At 39.8% G+C, this 19,538-nt stretch carries 17 protein-coding genes; 9 read left to right on the top strand and 8 right to left on the bottom strand.

The window, feature by feature from the left end; translation table 11 throughout:
- Nucleotides 1–4: 4 nt before the first annotated feature.
- From PQO01_RS13620 to PQO01_RS13610, 3 genes are all read right to left on the bottom strand, one after another.
- On the bottom strand, nt 5–1,150 hold the full coding sequence (locus PQO01_RS13620) for a hypothetical protein (protein ID WP_274314632.1): 1,146 nt from the start codon (nt 1,148–1,150) through the stop codon (nt 5–7).
- An 18-nt stretch (nt 1,151–1,168) separates the two neighbouring features.
- Complete coding sequence (locus PQO01_RS13615; protein ID WP_274314631.1) at nt 1,169–1,915, bottom strand: metallophosphoesterase family protein; 747 nt, start codon at nt 1,913–1,915, stop codon at nt 1,169–1,171.
- A 66-nt stretch (nt 1,916–1,981) separates the two neighbouring features.
- Nucleotides 1,982–2,479, bottom strand: a complete 498-nt coding sequence (locus tag PQO01_RS13610) for an NUDIX hydrolase (protein ID WP_274314629.1) — start codon at nt 2,477–2,479, stop codon at nt 1,982–1,984.
- Nucleotides 2,480–2,566: 87 nt separating this feature from the next.
- Here PQO01_RS13610 and bcp point away from each other — a divergent pair, with 87 nt between their 5' ends.
- From bcp to tsaA, 8 genes are all read left to right on the top strand, one after another.
- Nucleotides 2,567–3,037, top strand: a complete 471-nt coding sequence (bcp, locus tag PQO01_RS13605; RefSeq protein WP_274314627.1) for a thioredoxin-dependent thiol peroxidase — start codon at nt 2,567–2,569, stop codon at nt 3,035–3,037.
- Between the two features lie 14 nt (nt 3,038–3,051).
- Nucleotides 3,052–3,471 (top strand): preQ(1) synthase, encoded by a 420-nt coding sequence (gene queF / locus PQO01_RS13600; RefSeq protein ID WP_274314625.1) that lies wholly within the window; start codon nt 3,052–3,054, stop codon nt 3,469–3,471.
- Entirely contained in the window at nt 3,468–4,316 is an 849-nt protein-coding gene (prmC, locus tag PQO01_RS13595; RefSeq protein WP_274314624.1) for a peptide chain release factor N(5)-glutamine methyltransferase, read from the top strand. Before queF ends, prmC begins: the two co-directional genes overlap by 4 nt.
- On the top strand, nt 4,313–5,203 hold the full coding sequence (locus tag PQO01_RS13590) for a TIGR01777 family oxidoreductase (protein WP_274314623.1): 891 nt from the start codon (nt 4,313–4,315) through the stop codon (nt 5,201–5,203). Before prmC ends, PQO01_RS13590 begins: the two co-directional genes overlap by 4 nt.
- The gene (locus PQO01_RS13585; protein ID WP_274314621.1) at nt 5,204–5,641 is read left to right on the top strand and encodes a hypothetical protein; all 438 of its coding nucleotides are present in this window, start codon (nt 5,204–5,206) and stop codon (nt 5,639–5,641) included.
- Between the two features lie 113 nt (nt 5,642–5,754).
- Complete coding sequence (locus PQO01_RS13580) at nt 5,755–7,341, top strand: ABC transporter permease (RefSeq protein ID WP_274314619.1); 1,587 nt, start codon at nt 5,755–5,757, stop codon at nt 7,339–7,341.
- Nucleotides 7,338–9,113, top strand: a complete 1,776-nt coding sequence (locus PQO01_RS13575) for a hypothetical protein (protein ID WP_274314617.1) — start codon at nt 7,338–7,340, stop codon at nt 9,111–9,113. The genes PQO01_RS13580 and PQO01_RS13575 overlap by 4 nt, the downstream gene beginning before the upstream one ends.
- Nucleotides 9,110–9,877, top strand: coding sequence for a tRNA (N6-threonylcarbamoyladenosine(37)-N6)-methyltransferase TrmO (gene tsaA / locus PQO01_RS13570; protein ID WP_274314616.1), 768 nt, complete (start codon nt 9,110–9,112; stop codon nt 9,875–9,877). Before PQO01_RS13575 ends, tsaA begins: the two co-directional genes overlap by 4 nt.
- 55 nt (nt 9,878–9,932) lie before the next feature.
- Here the strand turns inward: tsaA and PQO01_RS13565 are convergent, their stop codons facing one another.
- On the bottom strand, nt 9,933–12,809 hold the full coding sequence (locus tag PQO01_RS13565) for an FAD-binding and (Fe-S)-binding domain-containing protein (RefSeq protein WP_274314615.1): 2,877 nt from the start codon (nt 12,807–12,809) through the stop codon (nt 9,933–9,935).
- Nucleotides 12,810–12,984: 175 nt separating this feature from the next.
- Here PQO01_RS13565 and PQO01_RS13560 point away from each other — a divergent pair, with 175 nt between their 5' ends.
- Nucleotides 12,985–14,172 (top strand): serine hydrolase domain-containing protein, encoded by a 1,188-nt coding sequence (locus PQO01_RS13560; RefSeq protein ID WP_274314614.1) that lies wholly within the window; start codon nt 12,985–12,987, stop codon nt 14,170–14,172.
- Between the two features lie 60 nt (nt 14,173–14,232).
- Here PQO01_RS13560 and PQO01_RS13555 read toward each other — a convergent pair whose 3' ends face one another.
- The 4 genes from PQO01_RS13555 to PQO01_RS13540 are packed head-to-tail and all read right to left on the bottom strand — an operon-like array spanning nt 14,233 to nt 19,474.
- Complete coding sequence (locus PQO01_RS13555; protein ID WP_274314612.1) at nt 14,233–14,502, bottom strand: hypothetical protein; 270 nt, start codon at nt 14,500–14,502, stop codon at nt 14,233–14,235.
- A gap of 15 nt (nt 14,503–14,517) precedes the next feature.
- Entirely contained in the window at nt 14,518–15,870 is a 1,353-nt protein-coding gene (locus PQO01_RS13550) for a TolC family protein (RefSeq protein ID WP_274314611.1), read from the bottom strand.
- Nucleotides 15,871–15,872: 2 nt separating this feature from the next.
- Nucleotides 15,873–17,384 carry an HlyD family type I secretion periplasmic adaptor subunit gene (locus PQO01_RS13545; RefSeq protein WP_274314610.1) on the bottom strand — a complete coding sequence of 504 codons (1,512 nt, stop codon included), beginning with the start codon at nt 17,382–17,384 and terminating at the stop codon, nt 15,873–15,875.
- Complete coding sequence (locus tag PQO01_RS13540) at nt 17,384–19,474, bottom strand: type I secretion system permease/ATPase (RefSeq protein ID WP_274314609.1); 2,091 nt, start codon at nt 19,472–19,474, stop codon at nt 17,384–17,386. Before PQO01_RS13540 ends, PQO01_RS13545 begins: the two co-directional genes overlap by 1 nt.
- Between the last annotated feature and the right edge of the window lie 64 nt (nt 19,475–19,538).

Genomic DNA, 19,538 nt, shown 5'->3' with positions numbered 1-19,538 from the left:
CGTCCTATCTCCTGGTTTTTTTCAGCCATATTTTTTTAGAATCTTCTTCTTTTGTTCCACCCACAATCAAATTCCTGCCGTCGAGAACTAAACAAACATGGGCATTTTCTTCTGTTGCTAAACTATTACTCTTACAGCGCAGCACCCAAAACTGGCGCACGGCCTCTAACCACTGAGTTTTTTCTTTCACACTCTGAGAAAAAAATGGTCTACCTAAATAAACATAAAGAATTCGAGCTGAATCTTTTTTCTTTGCTCCTAAACGAACAACCGCACTGCCCGATCCACGACGAGCTTGGAAATTCAACCAGTCACCAACTTCTTTCACTGCATGAACCAATCTTTCCGGAGTCTCTTCTATTGTGGGATCAAAAAAGCCAGACTCAGTTGCCGGATCTTTCTTAAAATAACCTTGTCTTTCTTCCGCCGCGACAATTTTACGTGCTTTGATTTTAGCAAACTGATCACCAAAAAACATTTCTTTACTCTGATCAGAAAGTTTACTTGCGCTGACCGACATTTTACCATTGTATGGTTCAATCTTTTCTAAATCCAGGCTACTTGTACCAACCTTCGTCACATAACAATAAAGTTTGCGACCATCTTTCATGCGAATCTGAACTCTTTTATTGAGGGGAGGCTTCTTGACTTTCGCCTTTAATTCAGTATAAATTTCCTCATATCGAGCATTTTTTAGCTTCTCTTCATCGGCTTCTTCAACTTCTTCAGCGGTCAAATTATCATTAATCGTCGCCTGAAAAACCTCTTTGGGCTTAACTTCTTCTTTTTTAATTTCTTCTTTAACTGGCTTTGGCTTCTCTTTTTTAACGGGAGCCTTCTTCACTTCTTCTTTTGGTTCTTCTTTAGGAGCTTCTATAGACTTTTTTGGACGTAACCAACCTTGAAAAGGTCCTGTAATGTCTGACACAATAGCACCAAAAGTAATCAAAGTAACTATCACATACGATAGCATACCACCTGATTTTTTTACTTTTTTGGGTGAGTGAGTATTGGCTCGACTATTTGCACGAGAACTTGTCTTAGGTCTTTCTTTTATACTACGAGCACCAGTAGTACCCGAGCCCCCCTTAGTACTCATTTTCATTTTGGTTCTAGAACTACCTGATGTCCCCTTATCCTTCCTATTCACGAAGTTTTCCCCTAGACCCTAGCGTCCAACCTGTAAACGTAAGGCCAAACGCTCTGGCAAGCCCGCTTCATAAATCTTTTTCTGCGTCGTTTCAATATCGTACTCAACGCGATGTAGAGTCACGACTCTTTCATCAGTATCAAAAGAACAGAAAGATGCACGGTTGTCGCCATCTCTAGGCTGACCAACAGAACCAACATTAATCAAGTACTTATGATTTGGATTTAAGCGAATCTGTTCATAACGACCTGCTTGAATAACACCCTTGGCACCGCCGATTTGCTCGTAAGCAAAAGGCACATGTGAGTGGCCGATAAAACAGTAAGGCAATCTTTGGTAAGAGAAAGAGTTCTCTGCGTAGTATTTATCGAATATGTAACCCCAAGCTTCAGGACTATCGAGAGTCGCATGAACAATTGTCGTCTTTAACTGCCATAAATTCTTAGTCATCGGCAAAGAATATAACCATTGACGATCATCAAGAGTCAATTGCTCGCGAGTCCATTGAACTGCCTGAGCAGCTTGTGGATTAAAGCCTATAAGTTCAGTCTCTTGCGAAACATATTCATCGTGATTACCCTTAATCACAGCAATAGGTTGAAGCTCGTCTCGAACAATATCAATCACTTCTTTAGGATTAGCGTTGTATCCAACTATATCGCCTAGGCAAATATATTTTTGAATCCCCAACCTCTTCCCTTCTTCAACAACCGCGCGCACAGCCTCTAAATTTGAGTGCAAATCGGAAATAATACCGTATAACATGACAACCTACTAATAGTTTAAAACGTTTTAATTAAAATATAGACTCAAACTAGACCTCCATAAGTCTTAGTTCAAATCTTTTCCACTTAAGTAGTCTGCAAAATCGAGTTTATATGAAGATAATTGTCCCGATTCATAACAAAATTCGCCAAAAAAGGTCTTATTTGATAATACATGAGGCAAAAAGTATTTATCTCCCTCCCATAAATTCAAGGACAGGATCTCGTCTTTCCTCTTCCACGCAAGTCGCCCTTCATCACAATCAGTCAAGTCACCTTGAGGTCCATAAGCCCTAAATATAAAAACTGACCAATCATTACCCTGCTTATCGAACTCCGGAAAAGTTATATGCCCTGCAAAATCAAAATATTCTGCTGTCAAACCAGACTCTTCTTTAAGCTCGCGAATGGCGCAACTTTTAATTGATTCCCCAAGCTCAACTTTACCCCCTAAACCATTCCATTTCCCAACGTGTATATCACCTTTTTTTTTCACTCTCTCGAGCATAAGGACTTGCTCACCATCCATCAAATAAATTAAGGTTGCCTCAATTCGCTTCTTCATTTTTTCATTCTCAAATTTGTTACATTAAACAAAGCGATTATATTACTCGCCATTAACTATTCAACCTAAGCCAAGGAAGCACTCCAAATGGAAACAGGAAAACCAGCACCAAATTTTGCACTTAAAGATCAAGACGGCACATCGCACACATTAGCAGATTACGCCAACAAATACTTGGTCATCTACTTTTACCCAAAAGATAACACCCCAGGCTGCACTAAAGAATCTTGCACTTTTCGCGATAATATCGATGAGTTCACAAATGCCAACTGTTCAGTCCTCGGAGTCTCTGCGGACTCAGCAGCAAGCCACGAAAAATTCATTGCTAAGCACAACTTAAACTTCCCCCTTCTAGTAGATGAAGAGAAAGAAATGCTACAAGCCTATGGCGCTTGGGGCGAAAAAAATAATTATGGCAAAAAGTACATGGGCATCATTCGTTCAACTGCCATCATTGGCCCTGACGGAACCTTACTCAAACACTGGAAGACTGTTCGCGGTGCCGAAGATCATCCCCTGAAAGTACTTGAAGCCCTCAAAGAGCTCCAGGCTCAGTAAATTAAGGATTTATAATGAGCGAAAAAGAACGCCTAAACAACCTCACACTTCTCAGTAAAAACGAAAAAAATTATTTTGACTCCCCAGAAGATGCTCCCCTCGAAGTTTTCGACAATCTTTACGCCGGAAGAGATTACAAAATCACTTTTAATTGCCCTGAATTCACAGCACTCTGCCCCGTTACTGGACAGCCAGATTTTGGTAAAATAACTATCACTTATATTGCCGACAAAAAATGCGTCGAATCCAAGTCACTAAAAATGTACCTCTTTGCCTTCCGCAATCACAATAGTTTTCACGAAGAAGTAGTTAATAGAATATTAGAAGACATTGTCAAGGTTTGCGACCCTCGCGAAATCACTGTTTTTGGCGAATTCATGCCACGCGGTGGCATTAGTCTTGATATTGAAGCTACACACAAAAAAGAGTCATGAAAGATATCCGAGAGATCCTCACTCTAAGCGAGGATTACTTGGCTAAACACAAAATCGCATCTCCGAAAGTTAATGCTGAGTGGATCATCTCCGATTCACTCAATATTAAACGCTTGGATTTATACCTGCAGCACGATCGCCCCTTGAATGAAGGGGAATTAAGCGCTGTCCGAGAGCGCCTACAGCGATGCGCCGCACATGAGCCCGTGCAGTACATCTGTGGAAGCACTAGTTTTTATGGTTTAGAGATCTTTGTGGGTCCCGGGGTTCTAATCCCTCGTCCAGAAACTGAGTGCCTAATAGACACAGCAGTTAAACTCATAAACGAAGGACAAAAACTCCTAGATCTCTGCACTGGCTCCGCCTGCATCCCCATTGCTATCCAAGAGCAGAAAAAGCAGACACTGAATATTGTGGCATGTGATATAGAAAAAGCCGCCTTATCCTATGCAGAAAAAAACATAGACCATAACAAAAGTCAAAACATCGATTTAATCGAATGCGACTTATTTTCTAGCATTCCCAAAGACATTAAATTTGATCTAATCACTTCCAATCCACCCTACGTCAGTGAAAACGAAAGAAAAGAAATGGGATTAGACGTTTTAAAACACGAACCTGCTAGCGCCTTATTCGCCGACGACGACGGCATGGCCATCATTATAGAAATCGCCCAGCAATCTCCAGCATACATGGATACTGATGCTCACATCCTCATGGAGATCGGGGCACAACAGGGCCCTAAATGCCTGGATTTATTTAAATCTTTAAACTACAGAAATGTAGAAATATTAAAAGACTACAGCTCAAGAGATCGCATTCTCAAAGCTCAGAGGCCATTATGAAAATTCTTGTCGCCGGCAGCAGCGGCTTCATTGGCCAAGCTTTATTAGTTGAACTAAGCAAACAAGAGCACCAAGTCTCCCGTCTTGTACGCCGTCCGACACAATCTCAAGAAGAAATTCAATGGGATCCTACTTCGGGAAAACTCGACCCCAAACAGATTGAAGGCTTTGATGCCATCATTCATCTTGGAGGCGCAGGCGTTGCCGATAAAATTTGGACAAAAAAATATAAAGACCTCATTCTAAAGAGTCGTACAGAAAGTACAAAAACACTCTGCCAAGCCATTGCTTTATGTCAAACAAAACCAAAGGTTTTTATCTGTTCGTCGGGAGTTAATTACTATGGCTCTCAGTCACAAGAAACTCTCACTGAAAAATCTCCTATCGGGAAGAGCTTCTTGGCTCATGTTTGCGAGCAATGGGAAAAAGCCTCCGAAAAGCTTGACCACTTGAGCGTAAGACGAGTTTTACTGCGCACGGGAGTTGTCCTCGATCCCAGTGGAGGTATGCTTGCAAAAACTATGCCCGTATTCAAAATGGGCTTAGGTGGTAACATCGGCATGGGGCAACGCCACTTCCCTTGGATCTCTTTAGCGGACAGCATAAAAGTTATCACGCATTGCCTTGAAGACAATAGCCTACAAGGAGCTGTAAACATGACTGCGCCAGAGATTATAACCAATCAAAAATTCACCCGTACTCTAGCAAAGCACTTAAAGAGACCGAGTGTTTTCCCTGTCCCCACATTGATTTTTAAATTACTCCCAAAAGAAATGGCGGACGACCTCTTCCTATGCGACTTAAAAGTACAGCCTAAAAAACTCATCAATAGTTCTTTCGTATTCACTCATCCAAATATTAATTCATTATTAAAAGCTCCAAGTTAAATGCTATTTACACACAAAGAAAAAGCTCCAGTTAAATTATTTCAGGAAGGTGAATTCACTGCTCAAGATCACTCACCTGTCTTACACGTATGCAATGAAGATGGAGTAGAGCCAAAGAAAATGATCTCGGCTCTTAAGTCAATTCTTCATCCACAGACTGAGTGGTATTTAGCTTATGGACCCGACGCAATTCTATGGAGTCAACACGCAGAAATTTTACAAATAGCTGAAATCGAAAAAGATGTCGACTCCGAATACAACTTCTGCTCACTCGCTTATGATGAAGATTCTCAATTAAGCCTTGCCATACACAAACTAATTTCTTTAAGTTCACATATCGACAATAACCAAGTCTACAAACACTACAATATTGTTACGGACTCCCTTGAAGAAAGCAAGCGTTGCTTAGAGTCATTCGGCTTTACTAGCAAGTCCTAAGTCATTTAAAGCCTATTTTTTAAGCTTTTATCGACTCAGATCCATTGCCTTGACTTTATAAAAGATCTAAACTTATTCTATTAATAGGAATGAGAAGAATTCACAGGGCTTAAATGTTTCAAATATTTACAATTGCTAAACAGACACTAAGAGCCCATTTACGTTCAAAAGCTCTACTGACCATCATCCCCGTTTTGCTTTGCTTAATCTGGATCCTCACTGCTGACACTTCTGGAGATGGCACCCTCAAAAGTACTTTTTTAGTTCGCCTCGAGTACTCCATCAATATGGCTGTCCTACTCTGTGCCCTCATTACTCTCTGGTTAAGCGCCTACAATTTATCTTCTCAAGAAGTTGAATCACACCAAATCCAACTCATGCTCACTCGACCTGTGCGAACATCGCATATTTGGATTGGAAAATTTTTAGGCACACTCTGCATATCTGCTTCTTTACTTGCCCTTAGCTTCTGCTACATAACTTGGCATATTTCGAATGATTACAACAAACTCAAACATGAATACATCCAAAGTTCAGATCGCGTCATTGCTTGGTTCTATGAAAACTATCCCGATGGCAAAGTCAAAGATAGGCAGCTTGGCGAGATGGCTATGCAACACTTCCGCCTCTACTACTCGATTGCAGAACCAAAAGAGCAACTCACTAAAGATGACTTTAAAGAGGTCGATACTCTAGGACTCAACAAGGCCAATATATTTACAAACCTTAGCTTCGCACTGAATAACATGCAGAAATTAGTGGCTCTTAAAACGGAACTACTCACAGCAAGAATTCACCATGACGGCAAACCATCATTTAGGCAAGCCTCTGCAGAAGAAGTCTTTAATCGACGCCTTTCAAAAGGCTTAGCGAAAGAAAACATGCGCGACAACATGCTCCCCCTCATCCGAGACGAATTAGCGCGCTCTGAAGGACGTATTGATCAAGGCGATTCAAAAGAATGGACTTTCTCGGGTCTAGACACGGATCAACAGAAAAACATTTTCTTGAAAATGAGGTTATTTTATGGCATGGACTTAAATAGCCTTAGTAAAACTGGTAACATCAACATTTTCATCTCCATGTGGGAACCCAATAAAAAGATATGGAGTGACCCCTACCAGTGGCAAGGACGTGGTGCTCGCTATTACCACCTTCCCATACGATCTGATTTTATTTCCAAAGATGGTACAGCAAAAATAAAGATCACTAATGCCGAACGCGGAAAAAACATGACCAATGCTGTTTTGATTAGAAAAAACGAAGGCCCCTTCATCGTTATGGGCCAATACTCCTTCATTCAATCGATGACACAAACCTTTCTCCTATATAGCGGATTGCTCGCCACTTTCACCGCAGTGGGCTGTAGCTTTGGCTTCCTCTTTTCATCAAGCATGGCCATCCTCTTAGCTGGAACTTATTTCATTTTAGGATCTATCCTCAACTCATTTATTGCAAGTGCCGCCCCACCTAGCCTTTTCGAACAAATCATTTATTACTTTCACCTCGGCATCTCAAAAATAGTTGCTGGCTTTGGAGATTTCCACAGCGGCGAATATCTTGCGAGAGGTCAAATCCTCAGCTATTTTGAAGCTTTTAAAGTCTTAAGTATTGAAGTATTTGTAAAAATAACTGCCCTCTTGCTTATCACTGTCCAGTGCATTAAACGAAAAGAATTTGGGAAAGTCGCTAGAAAATGAGTAAAAAAACCTACCCAGTCTGCCTGCTAATCATGGCCTTTGCTTTATTCATGGCTCATATCTCCATCAGCCGACTCAGTGATCTTCGCCAAGAACATAAACTGAATGATGAAGTCATCCTAAAAGACGCACCACCCGAAATCGTTTTCACGACCGTCGCTTTAGGCAGCTTCCGTGGACTCATGGCAAACTGGCTATGGATCCGAAACATTAAGAACCAAGAAGAACTTCGCTTTCACGAGTCCTATCAGATCGCGAAACTCATCACTGTACTACAGCCACGCTACACCACTGCTGTTAACCACCTCGCCTGGAACATGGCCTATAATATCTCTGTTACCGTTGAAGACCCCGCAGAAAGATGGCATTGGGTGCAGCGAGGAATTTCTCTCATTCGTGACGAGGCTATGCAATACAATAATAACGACCCCGAACTCTATCATGAGTTGGGCTGGCTTTTCAGTCATAAAATTGACAAAAACCTCGATGATGCCAATCGCTATTACAAAATCCAATGGGCCATAGAAATGCAACGCATCTATGGAAAAAAACCCGATTGGCAAGCGATGAACTCAATCTATATAAACCCCTTAATTTTGGGCGATAAGCTAGAAAAAGCTGGCGTTCAACAAGCGACACGCTACTTATTAAATCAGGATTTAGCCAAGCTTTTAGCGGACATCGCAAATGATCAAGAACTCCCTCCCCAACTAGCTAAAGTTCTTACTGAAGAGCAAGTCGAAATACTCGTTCAATATGCAAAAACAACCAAGCAAGCCCCCCTGGAATTCGCCACCCTTCAGCTTGCCCTCAAAGACATCACCCTTTTCAAAGATCACTTCATGAAGCTCAACGAAAACTTGAGTGATTGGAGTAAAGTGGAAGCATTTTATCGCCGCTCAGGTAAACTCCCCAAAGCATTTGCCGAGACCTTTAATCACCTGCAGCCCAAAACACGTTCAATCACGCTCGATTTGATCACTACTTTTCTACGTCGTCGTTGGTCGGAATTGCACTACCGCATCATACCTGAAATTGCCCTAGAAGTCGAAAAAGAAATAAGTCCTGATCTCGATTGGCACTTACCACAAGCACATGCCATTTATTGGGCTTGGCGAGGCAAACAATCCGGCCATACAGAGCTTTCGGTTAAATGTGAGCGTATGATTGTCCAAAGCCTCTACTCGGCCTTCCAGGGCGGTAAACTGCTAGAATATCGTGATGGGGATAAACTCTCTATTGATTGGACTAACAATTTAAAACTAGCAGATGTAGTTCGCCGACTCAATCTAGAGGCCATTGAAAAAACAAGATCGAGTTCCTTCAAATCAGGTTATGGCAACTTCCTAAAAGAAGCTATTCTTGCCTTGTACATGAGAGGCGATAAGAAAAAATCGACCGAGTACCTAAAAGAATTAGTTGAGTTCCAAAACATAAAAAATGCCCCCGATATTGACAGCTTTGTTAGTAAGATGTTTTTAGAATTATATGAAAGCTCTGATGAAAACGAGGTCCTCTACGGCATTCACAACTTGTTGCAACGCTCCATGACTCTCCTACTCTATGGACCTGAATTTGAAGAGAGTTCAACACAATTTTTAAACATGGCAAAAACGCTTCATGAAAACTACCAGATTAAAATGAAAAAGTTTAGTGAAGGTCGACAGATCCCCACTTTTAAACGAATTTTGGTTGCGAGCCGTAAAAACTTTGAACAGCGCTTCCCGCAATATAAAGACAAAATACAAAAAATGATTGATTCTCAAAAATGATGGAATTGCAGCCGATTGCTCATATCAATTGTCAATCTAACGAACTATATGAACTCCCAAGCCAAGGCTCTCTCAGAGAATTAGAAGCTGAAATTGTATTCAATGAAGATATGTCTCAAGCCATTCAAGATCTCAAGGGCATTGATCGTTTATGGTTAATTTTCCACTTCCATTTAAGCGCAGGTTGGAAAAGGAAAGTCTTTCCCCCAAGAGGAGATAAAAAAATTTCGGTCTTTGCAACCCGTAGTCCACACCGTCCTAACCCCTTAGGCTTATCTTGTGTAAAACTTTTAAAAGTTGAGCACAACTCACTTAAGATCAGTGGCCACGATCTCGTGGATCAAACTCCCATTTTTGATATTAAACCCTACATCCCTTACGCTGATTCATTTGAAGAATCCGCCATTGGCTGGTTGAACAAAGTCGAAAGCCATCAGCATTTTGATATAATCTGGAAGCCTATTGCTCAGCAACAAATAAGCTGGCTCGAACAGAATTCGCAGTGGCAAATCAAACGGTTAGCTAGCCAAATCCTCTCCATGGGCGTTCGCCTTGGCCGAGATCGAATAAGTCAGCTAGATGAAGAAAACTATGAGCTCGCCTGCAAGAGCTGGCGTTTGCGTTTTCAGCAAAAGGGCCAAGCTATTCATATCGATAAGATCTACTCGGGTTACGATGCGGAATCATTAGCGAGCGATATTGATTCACGTTGGCAAGACATGGGGGAACACCGTGAATTCGAGAAAAAGTTCAATCACTCTTAAATATTATTGCAGACAGTTAACAAATCCTCAAATTAATTCTCAATTCAGCTGCAAATCAATTGAGCGCATCAAAAAGAACTTCAACTGGATGCAAAGCCTTGCGTTTACTTAAATCTTTAACTTGGTGACGACAACTCGTCCCGGAAGCCACTAAGATTACATCTGCATGCATACCCTCAATATGGGGCAGTAAAGTTAAATTAGCTATTTTTTCAGACATCTCTTCATGTTCTTTTTCATAAGCAAAGGAACCCGCCATCCCACAACAACCTGAGTCAATTAATTTAACGCTATAGTTTTTGGGAATACTCAAAGCCTTAACTAAACTCTCTGATTTAGCTAAAGATTTTTGAAAGCAATGCACATGCACATCTATTCTTTGCTCTTTATTATTAAACAAGTTTTGATCAACACTCGAACTGATTTTCGCAAAAAACTCATCTATTAAATAAGTGTTTTCAGCCAAGCTTCTAGCCTCTTTCTGTAAATCTCCTCTTAGGATATCTATATACTCATCTCTAAAACACAACAAAGTCGATGGCTCCAGACCAATCAAAGGGGTCTTTTCATCCACCAAACGAGAAAAAACCTGTACATTTCTTTCGGCACACTGGCGGCCATAGTCTAAAACTCCCTTAGAAAAGGCGGCACGTCCACTCTCCGCATGATCCGGACATATCACGACATAACCCAAGTTATTCAGTAATTTGACTGCTTTTATTGCGAGCTCACTTTCATACAAAGCACTGAACTCATCAAGGAATAAATAAACTTTCCTCCCATAAGCTTGCTGCACATGATTCCTGAACCACTTAGAGAAACTTTGCCTTGCTAAACTTGGCATTTGTCGCTTGTTCGATAAGCCTAATAAATCCTTCACAACTTTCTGCTGACTAAGAAAGTTATACAGTCTTGGTGTATAAGACCCTAAATTCGCTAGTTTTGCGGAATAGGCAATTAAACGCGAACGTAAGCCTAAGCCTTTAACTTTTTGGTATTGATACAAAAATTCGGACTTTAATTTAGCCATGTCAACATTTGATGGACACTCAGATTTACAGGCTTTACAAGAAAGGCAGCTATCTAAGACCTCTTTGATTTCTTCGTGTTCAAACTCACTTTCCTTAAATGGCTTCCTCAAATATTCCCGCAAGATATTTGCACGTGCACGCGTGGTAAACTGCTCCTGCTTCTCGGCCATATAGGATGGGCACATGGTACCACCCATTGACGATGACTTGCGACAATCTCCAGAACCATTGCAAAATTCTGCTGCACGCACATAGCCTTGTTCATGAGTAAAGTCATAAACTGTATCAAATTCAGGCGTTGTCACTCCAGCTTCAAAACGCAAGGATTCATCCATGGGAGAAGTGTGCACTATTTTATTGGGGTTAAATACCCCTTGTGGATCAAAAACCTGCTTCACTTTTTCTAATAAACTATACACCTCTTGGCCGAGCATGGATTTAATAAACTCACCACGCAAACGCCCGTCTCCATGCTCCCCACTCAAGGAACCTCGATATTTTTTCAGCAAAGTCACCACATCCTCAGCTATTGCCCTAAACTGCTCGTGCCCTTCTTGTGTTTTCAAATCAATTATCGGCCGTAAATGCAATTCCCCCGAGCCCGCATGAGCATAATGAACACAGTATAAACCATGCTTATCAAGTACTTCGTTGAACTCTTTTATGTATTCGGGCAAATCCTCTACACGTACGCAAGTATCTTCAATTACTGGTACTGCCTTGGCATCACCAGGCACATTGGAGAGTAACCCTAAGCCTGCACTTCTCAAAGCCCAGACCTTGGCTATATCAGCCTGGTCGACAAGTGACACATGATATGCCAAACCAAGTTCTTCGAACTCAGTCAATAAAGCTTCTTGCTTTGCCTCTAAGTCTTCAAGTGAGTCGGCATCGAGTTCTATCATTAGAATGGCTTCGGGATCACCCTCAACAAAAAACCTCAAGCCCTTATACAAGCGATTTCCATCGGTACACTCCAGAATATAACGATCCATGAGTTCCACTGCCATAGGTCCATGCTTCAAAGTCAAAACATTGGCTTCCAAAGCCTTATTAATTGAATCAAAATGCGGACATAGCAAAACACGATGTTTGGGAGGAAGCTTCTCTATCTTCAAGCGTATTTCAGTAGCAAAAAATAGCGTACCTTCCGAACCAGCAATTAACGTAGCCAAATTGAAAACTTCCCCTTGGGAATTAAAGGGCTTCATATTTGCTAAAAGATCTAAACAATAACCCGTATTGCGCCTGTGTATTTCGGGATGAGGATAGGCTTCAATAATTGCCTGTGAATTATCTTTCAAAAGAGCAAAAACCTCTCTGTAAATCTCCCCTTCTAAGCCATCAAGTTTTAGCTTTTGATCTAATTCTTTTTCTGTGAGTTCGGAGAATTCGACTTCGGAGCCATCGCTCAAAAAGCCTTTTACTGAAATCAATTTATCTCTAACGCTTCCATAACGCAGTGAGTTTTGCCCACAGGAGTTATTCCCTAGCATACCGCCGAGCATCGCTCGATTGGCAGTAGATGTTATTGGCCCAAATAGATAGCCCAGTTCTGCTAATTCTTTATTGAGTTCGTTACGCACCACACCTGGCTGAACTCGCACATACTCCTTATCGGTATCGACTTCCAGAACACCCGTGAAATATTTCGATACGTCGACAATAATCCCTGATCCAACTACCTGACCTGCAAGCGAAGTGCCTGCTGTTCTAGGAATCAAGCTGAGTTCATTTTCTTTAGCAAAGCTAATAAGCTTTTGAATATCACTCTTAGTTTTCGGGAAACTCACTGCCAAGGGCATCTCTTTATACGCTGAGGCATCTGTTGCATAAAGCGTTCTAAGCATTTCATCCCAAAAAAGTTCACCACTTAAGGATTCTTGTAATTTTGCTAACACTTAAAAATAACCTCAATAAAATTCACTTCAAAATAGCTAAGATCGATCAAACAACAACTTAAAAACCTTCAAAGAGTCAATAATGTGATAAATGGATGACCAATTTAAGCCATGAGTGTTATATCCTATGTTTTAGCATCGTAGTGTAATAAACAACGATACCAAAAGGACGACTATGAAGTACCCACACGCCACTTATCAATTCCTACTCTGCTTATTCTCAATCGGATGCTCTTTACTACAAGCAGATAATAGCAATGGTTTAGCTCCTGAAGTTACCGATCTCAATGCTAAAGACATTTCTTATACCTTGGAAAAGAAAATCCCCTATTTAAAAAACGCTTTTGTCTCCACACAGCCACAGGACATAGATGATGGTATAAAGGTTGGCAAACTCGGCGCCGACGGCAGAGACGTAGATGACATTTTAAGTTTCATAGAAGAAATCAAAAACAACAAGCACAATAATACTGATAGCCTACTCATCGCATATAAGGGCGAATTATTACTCGAGTCCTATTATAAACGCGGTCGCAGCAATTACCCACATTATCAAATGTCTATCACAAAATCATACACGACAATGGCAATCGGTAGAGCCATCCAACTCAGCCACCTCAAAATGTCGGACCTCCAACGCCCTGTCATTAGCTTTCTAAAAGACATTGATCGAAGCAAGATAACTGCTGGCACAGAGACCATTACTCTACACGAAGCCATGCACATGCGTTCAGGTATTCGAGTCGATAAAACAAAAGCACAAAAAGTAGTGCAAAATCAGCCCAATAAACTAAAGGGGCAAGGACAAATCCAAACATATATGGAGCTCAGTTCACCAATTACAAAAGAGAGTAAAACTTTCAAATATCAGGGTTCCGATCCTTCTATGGCCATGCAAGTTTTAGAAGCCGTCGTGCCAGGCTCTGCTAAAGACTTCATTCAAAAAGAACTTCTCGCTCCCATGGGAATCGTCAATTATGGCTGGCAAGATGATGTCAGTGGCCTACCAAAATCTGCTGCAGGTTCTAGTTGGCGCTCAAGAGATATGCTAAAAATGGGTTTACTGATCATGCAAAAGGGGCAGTGGCAAGGTAAACAACATCTACCGAAAGACTTTGTCGAAGTCGCCATTAGTCCTATCGACATAAATGAGCACCGTACTTACGGCTATTTTTGGTGGGGACATCAAGCAAAAGTTCACAAGAAAAACTACCACTGCATTTCAGGGCGAGGTGCTGGCGGACAATTCATCCTCATGTTCCCAAAAGTTGACTTAATTATTGTCAGTACCGCTCATAACAAGGGCATGGGAACTATGCTCACGACAGCACCCGAAAGAATCATCCCTTCATTTATTAAATAAATACAAAAAAAAGTCTCTGTAAAATTACAGAGACTTAGAAAAGTAATGAGTTATTAAAGTCTATTTAGACTTTTTTTCTTTCTTTTCTTCTGGTGCTTCTTCACCTTCTTTTACTTTGTAAACACCCTTCTGTGCCAAAGCATTGAAAATGACAGTCATTTTCTTGTAACTATCAAGAAAACCTTCGTGAGACATAATCAACTGCTCAACTTCCTGAGCTTTTTTGCCACCTTCAGCATCTTTGTCTAACTCGTAACGGAACAAATCCATACGTACGTTTCCAGAAATAGAAGCGACATTAGAAATACCATCTACATAATTCACGCTCATAATATATTCTCCTTATTATTTTTTTGTGTTAAGATTAGTTTTGTCATCATTGGAATAACCAATAACTCGTTGAGATAAGTCTCCCATAAAAAAGCCTAAGCGTGCAAAAGCAACCACTTCCTCATACAATGCAGATATATAGGCTGTTTCTGAGCCATATGCATCCGCTTGTGTGTTTAAAACATCAAATAAGCTTCGACTAGATTTATCATATTGCTCAACATAGCCATCTGCGGTATATTGTGCTAATTCTTTCTGCTCAGCCAAAATTTCAACATTTCTTTTGAGTTTAGCTAATTCTATCCAAGAATCTTCAACATTTTCAAAAATCTGCCTTCTAACTGCATCTTTAGTACTACTTGAAGCATATAGTCTACTAATTGATGCTTGGTAATTACGCTTATCTTGAAAACCATTAAATAAATTCCAATTAGCTGTAAGCAATAAACTATAGTTTTCACTTTCTAGGTCACGACCATTTTGATAACGGTCATATGCAGCCGAACCTTCTAAAGCTACTTCTGGTGCAAACCTAGACTTAGCACCCTGTATACCTGCACGGGCTTCCGTTATTTGGCTATCAGCTCTTAATAAAGCTGGATGTTTTTCAGAAATGCTAAAAGCTTCAAAAAGAGTCTTTTCGATGGTGAAATTATCGAGGCTTACATCTAATAAATTGTCTACTGGGTTTTCACCTACTAATTGGCGGTAGGCCACTTTAGCTTGCTTTAACTGATTTTTAGATTGAACAATACCATTTTCTGCTCGAAGCAATCGCGATTGGGCTTGAGCTAAAGATACTTTTGTCTCGCGTTTTAAATCAAAACGCTTTTTAACCTTTTCATACAAATCTTTATGTCGTTTATAATTATCTTCGGAAAGTGTTAAAAGCTTAGATTGTTTTAGAATTTCAACATATGAGGCAATAACTGAAAAAAATATACCTTCTTTAGTTTCATCGAAACTATAACGAGACTGAGAAAAACGTTCATGATTTTGATCAATTACACTATCGCGTAAACCACCATCAAAAAGAACTTGACGAATATCCGCTTGATAAAGTTCTAAAGTTTCATGATTGGTACTTTTAGAAGTACCCGTACTCATAAGTTTATCAGTATTTTTTTCTGGTCCAATATTAGCTCTTACGTTTACAGATGGCAACCAAGCTCCTTTAGAGGACTCATAGGAATATCTACTAGCATCCACAGAGTACTTTTGACTTTTCAACTCCGGATGAGTTGAATAGGCTTTATATAAAGCATACTGCAAAGAGTTTTTTTGATAAACTGAAGCCCCCTCCAGCTTTGGTTTTTGAGCCCATAAGAAAGGCGAGAGACTTAAAAGTAATAGTTGTTGACGAATCATTTTCATCGTTCTGTAAATACCGTACTTTGTGCGTTATAAATTGGGGAGATAAAATAGTTCAAAACTGAGCGTTTTCCTGTTAAAATATCTAATTGGGCCGTCATCCCTGGAATAACTTTGTTATTTTCATTCATTAAAAAGTTTTTTTCAGTTTCTACCAGTACCTTATAGAAAGGAGCACCCGTTGATTCGTCGGTATGAGTATCTGCAGATATGTGTACTAATTCACCGTTTAAGCCCCCATAAACTGAATAATCATAAGCTGTAATTTTAATAATAACGGGCATACCAGTTCTTAAGAAAGCAACTTCTTGCGGGGATACCATACCTTCAACGATAAGTTTATCATCATCTGGGATAATCTCTAAAATGGGTTGACCAGGACTAACAACACCGCCTTCGTTTCTTTGAAAAACCTCATTAATCACACCATCAACAGGAGAAGTAATTCTTGTGCGTTGAACAGTGTCTTCCAAGGATGATATCTTTTCTTTTAGTGCTGACAATCTAGATTCATAATCAGCAATATTTACAGCAATTTCATTAAACCAATTAGCCTCAAATTGACTAAGTGCTGAATTACTATCCACCAAGAGGCCTTCCAATTTAACTTTACTTTGTTTACGACTCTCTATACTCATAGTGATATCACGTAAGCGAGTTGATTCCAAAGACTGCAAAGCACCTTCCATGTCCATAACTTGTCTTTCTAGTCGTAAAACTTCAACCATGGACGCAGCACCATTCTTTTCTAGGTCTTTTGTTTGTTCGAGTTCTTTTCGTAAAATATCTTGATTTGATTTAATAGATTTCTTTTGAGCCTCATAAATCTCTTGACGAGTTTCAAAGAGGCGTTGCTCAAGTTCTACCATAGCTTTATCTGCATCACTAGTAAAAGCACTATAATCCGGCTTGACTTGATTCATCTCCGCCCGTAAACGCGTCAAAGATAAACTTTGTTCCAAAACTTCTATTCGTAGGTGATTTATTTTCACTTCATAGCCCTCTTTTAGAGAGAGGTATTGTTGTTGCCTAGAATAAAATAAATTACTTTGTGTTGTCGTGACTAATTTATTACTTTGAAGTTCTGGACTAAAAGTAATTTTTGGCGACTTATTATATTCTGCATAAAGTCGAGTTAAGTTAGACTTTATATAAGCACGCTCTGCTTCCATTTCCTTAAATGCCGAGAGGTATTTACTATTATCGAGTTTCACTAAGAGCTCACCATGCTTAACTGCTTGCCCTTCTTTAGCATTCATTTTGGAAATAATTCCTCCTTCCAAGTTTTGAATTACTTGAATTTCTTTAGAAGGAACGGCTTTACCCATACCCCGAGTTATAATTTCAATCTCAGAAAAATGCGACCAAAGAATGATAAAAATCACGAACAAACCCATTGAACCTAATATCAAATAGGGAAGTTTCTTATTTTTATGCATAATCGCAGCATTAAGATCTGAAATGAATTTCTCGTCGCCAGACTGCAATTTATTGATTTCGTTCTTATCCATTATTTCTTCCCCTTATTCTGCAAAACTTCGAGAACTTTATCTCGTGGACCATCAGCAATCATAAGACCTTTATCTAAGACAATGATTCTGTCTACCAATTGCAATTCACGCATTTTATGGGTACTAAGAATTAATGTCTTATCCTTAGTGAACTCTTTCATTTTAGTTAAAAATTCTGCTTCTGCGCCAGTATCTAAAGAGGAAGTCGGTTCATCCATTAAGATTATAGGAGGATTCTTTGCTACGGCCTGTGCAATGGCCACCAATTGACGCTGACCACCTGATAAGTGTGAACCGCCTTCACCTACTGGGAGATCTAATCCCATAGGCTGAGAATTAAGTAATTTATCTAGTCCAGAAATTTTAACGACTTCATCTAATTCTTCATGGGATAAATGAGGATTAGCATAAAAAAGGTTATCTCTTACCGAACCGTCAAAGAGTTTTGCTTCCTGTGAAATACATGACATAGATTCACGTAAATCCGCTGAATCAACCTGGCGACAATCTGTGCCATCCACTAAAATCTTACCTTCAGTACTTGTATATAAGCCCAAGATCAATCTTAAGAGTGTACTTTTACCGGAGCTAACATTACCAATTATCCCCACTTTTTCACCCTTATTAATTTTAAAGCTTATATTATCCAAAGCTCTGAAAATTTGATTGGGGTAAGAAAAACCGACTTTCTCTAATACGACTTCGCCGTTGATATCTGGACGACTTAATAGTGAGCTGTCCGGATCGCGTTCTTCAGGCAAGCGCATAAAGTTATCTACATTTTTGTAAGCTTTGCGAACATATTGATAACGAACAAGTAAGTTAATCCCTGTCACTAATGGCCCCAAAGCTCTACCACCCAAAATAACAACGGCAACTAATTGACCCATGGTCATGTTTTCATCACGAATAAGATAGAAGCCACCAATTACAACAAAAATGGAAACCATATTTTGAATAATGGAAGAAATTGACAATGTCACTGAACTGGCGAATTTACTTTTTCTAGAAGTTTCGGAAAGCACCCCAGTGTCTTGTTCCCATTTATACTGAAAAATTGATTGCGCATTCATCATGCGAATAATATCGAGATTATTAACAACTTCAACGAGTCGTCCTTGACGGCGAGAGCCCTCATCCATGGATTTTCCAACAAGCATTTTTTGCAAGGGTTGTGCGAGAACATTGACTACTAAAAGCACTAATGCACAAGCCACTAAAACCAAAGTCAACTTACCTGCAATCAAATAGATGAAGAACAAAATACACAGAGCAAAAGGAAGATCAATCAAAGCAGTCAGAGTCATAGAGGTCATGAAATCACGAATAGATTCAAAATCTTTAACTACGCTGGCAAAATGTCCTGCTGATGGTGGCTTGTGCGTCATATTTACACGCATAAGTTTTTCATGTATTTTAGAAGACAAAATAACTTCAACTCTTTGTGTAATTCTATCGAGAGTTGCAGAACGTACTGTTTTAAAAATAAAGTCGAAAACAAAGGCTCCAATAACAACTGCACTGAGCATCCACAAAGTTGACTCGGCATTATTTGGTAAAACCCTATCATAGACCGTCATGATAAATATCGATGAATTCAAGGCAAATAAGTTAATGAATACAGATGCCACTAATGCCCAAGCATACATGCTTCTATACTTGTATAGGGTCGCAAAAAACCAATTTTCCTTCTCGGTTCGTGCTTCACTTTCTTGAAGGTCTTGCACAAGAATAGCAAAACCTGAAGAAAGTTCAGTAAGCTCACTTGCGTTTAATTGGCGTTCACAATTATCTTTTACATCAAAAATCGTATAGAGCTCACTTTCATAGCTTTCTAAAATAAAAGCTGACTTATCCTTACAAATAATTATTAAAGGAAACAAGGAAGTCGAAAGTGATTCTGGCCCTCTTCTTACGACTTCTGATTTAAAACCTGCTCTTATCGCTGCTCTTTTAAAACTCACAATATTAAGCTGGCCATCCTGTAAAGGAAGACCATCTTTTAAGGCATTTTCCGAATACAATCTAGATCGTCGTTTCGCCAACAAGGATAAACATGAAGCTAGGTAATCAAAATCATTAACACTCATTAATCTGTCTCTATAAATTTAATATGCGCAAAGTATAGCATATGCTCAAAGGCTTACAATTTTC

The sequence above is a fragment of the Lentisphaera marina genome (assembly GCF_028745505.1).
Classification (GTDB): Bacteria; Verrucomicrobiota; Lentisphaeria; order Lentisphaerales; family Lentisphaeraceae; genus Lentisphaera; species Lentisphaera marina.
This window is presented reverse-complemented; position numbering and strand designations above follow the sequence as displayed.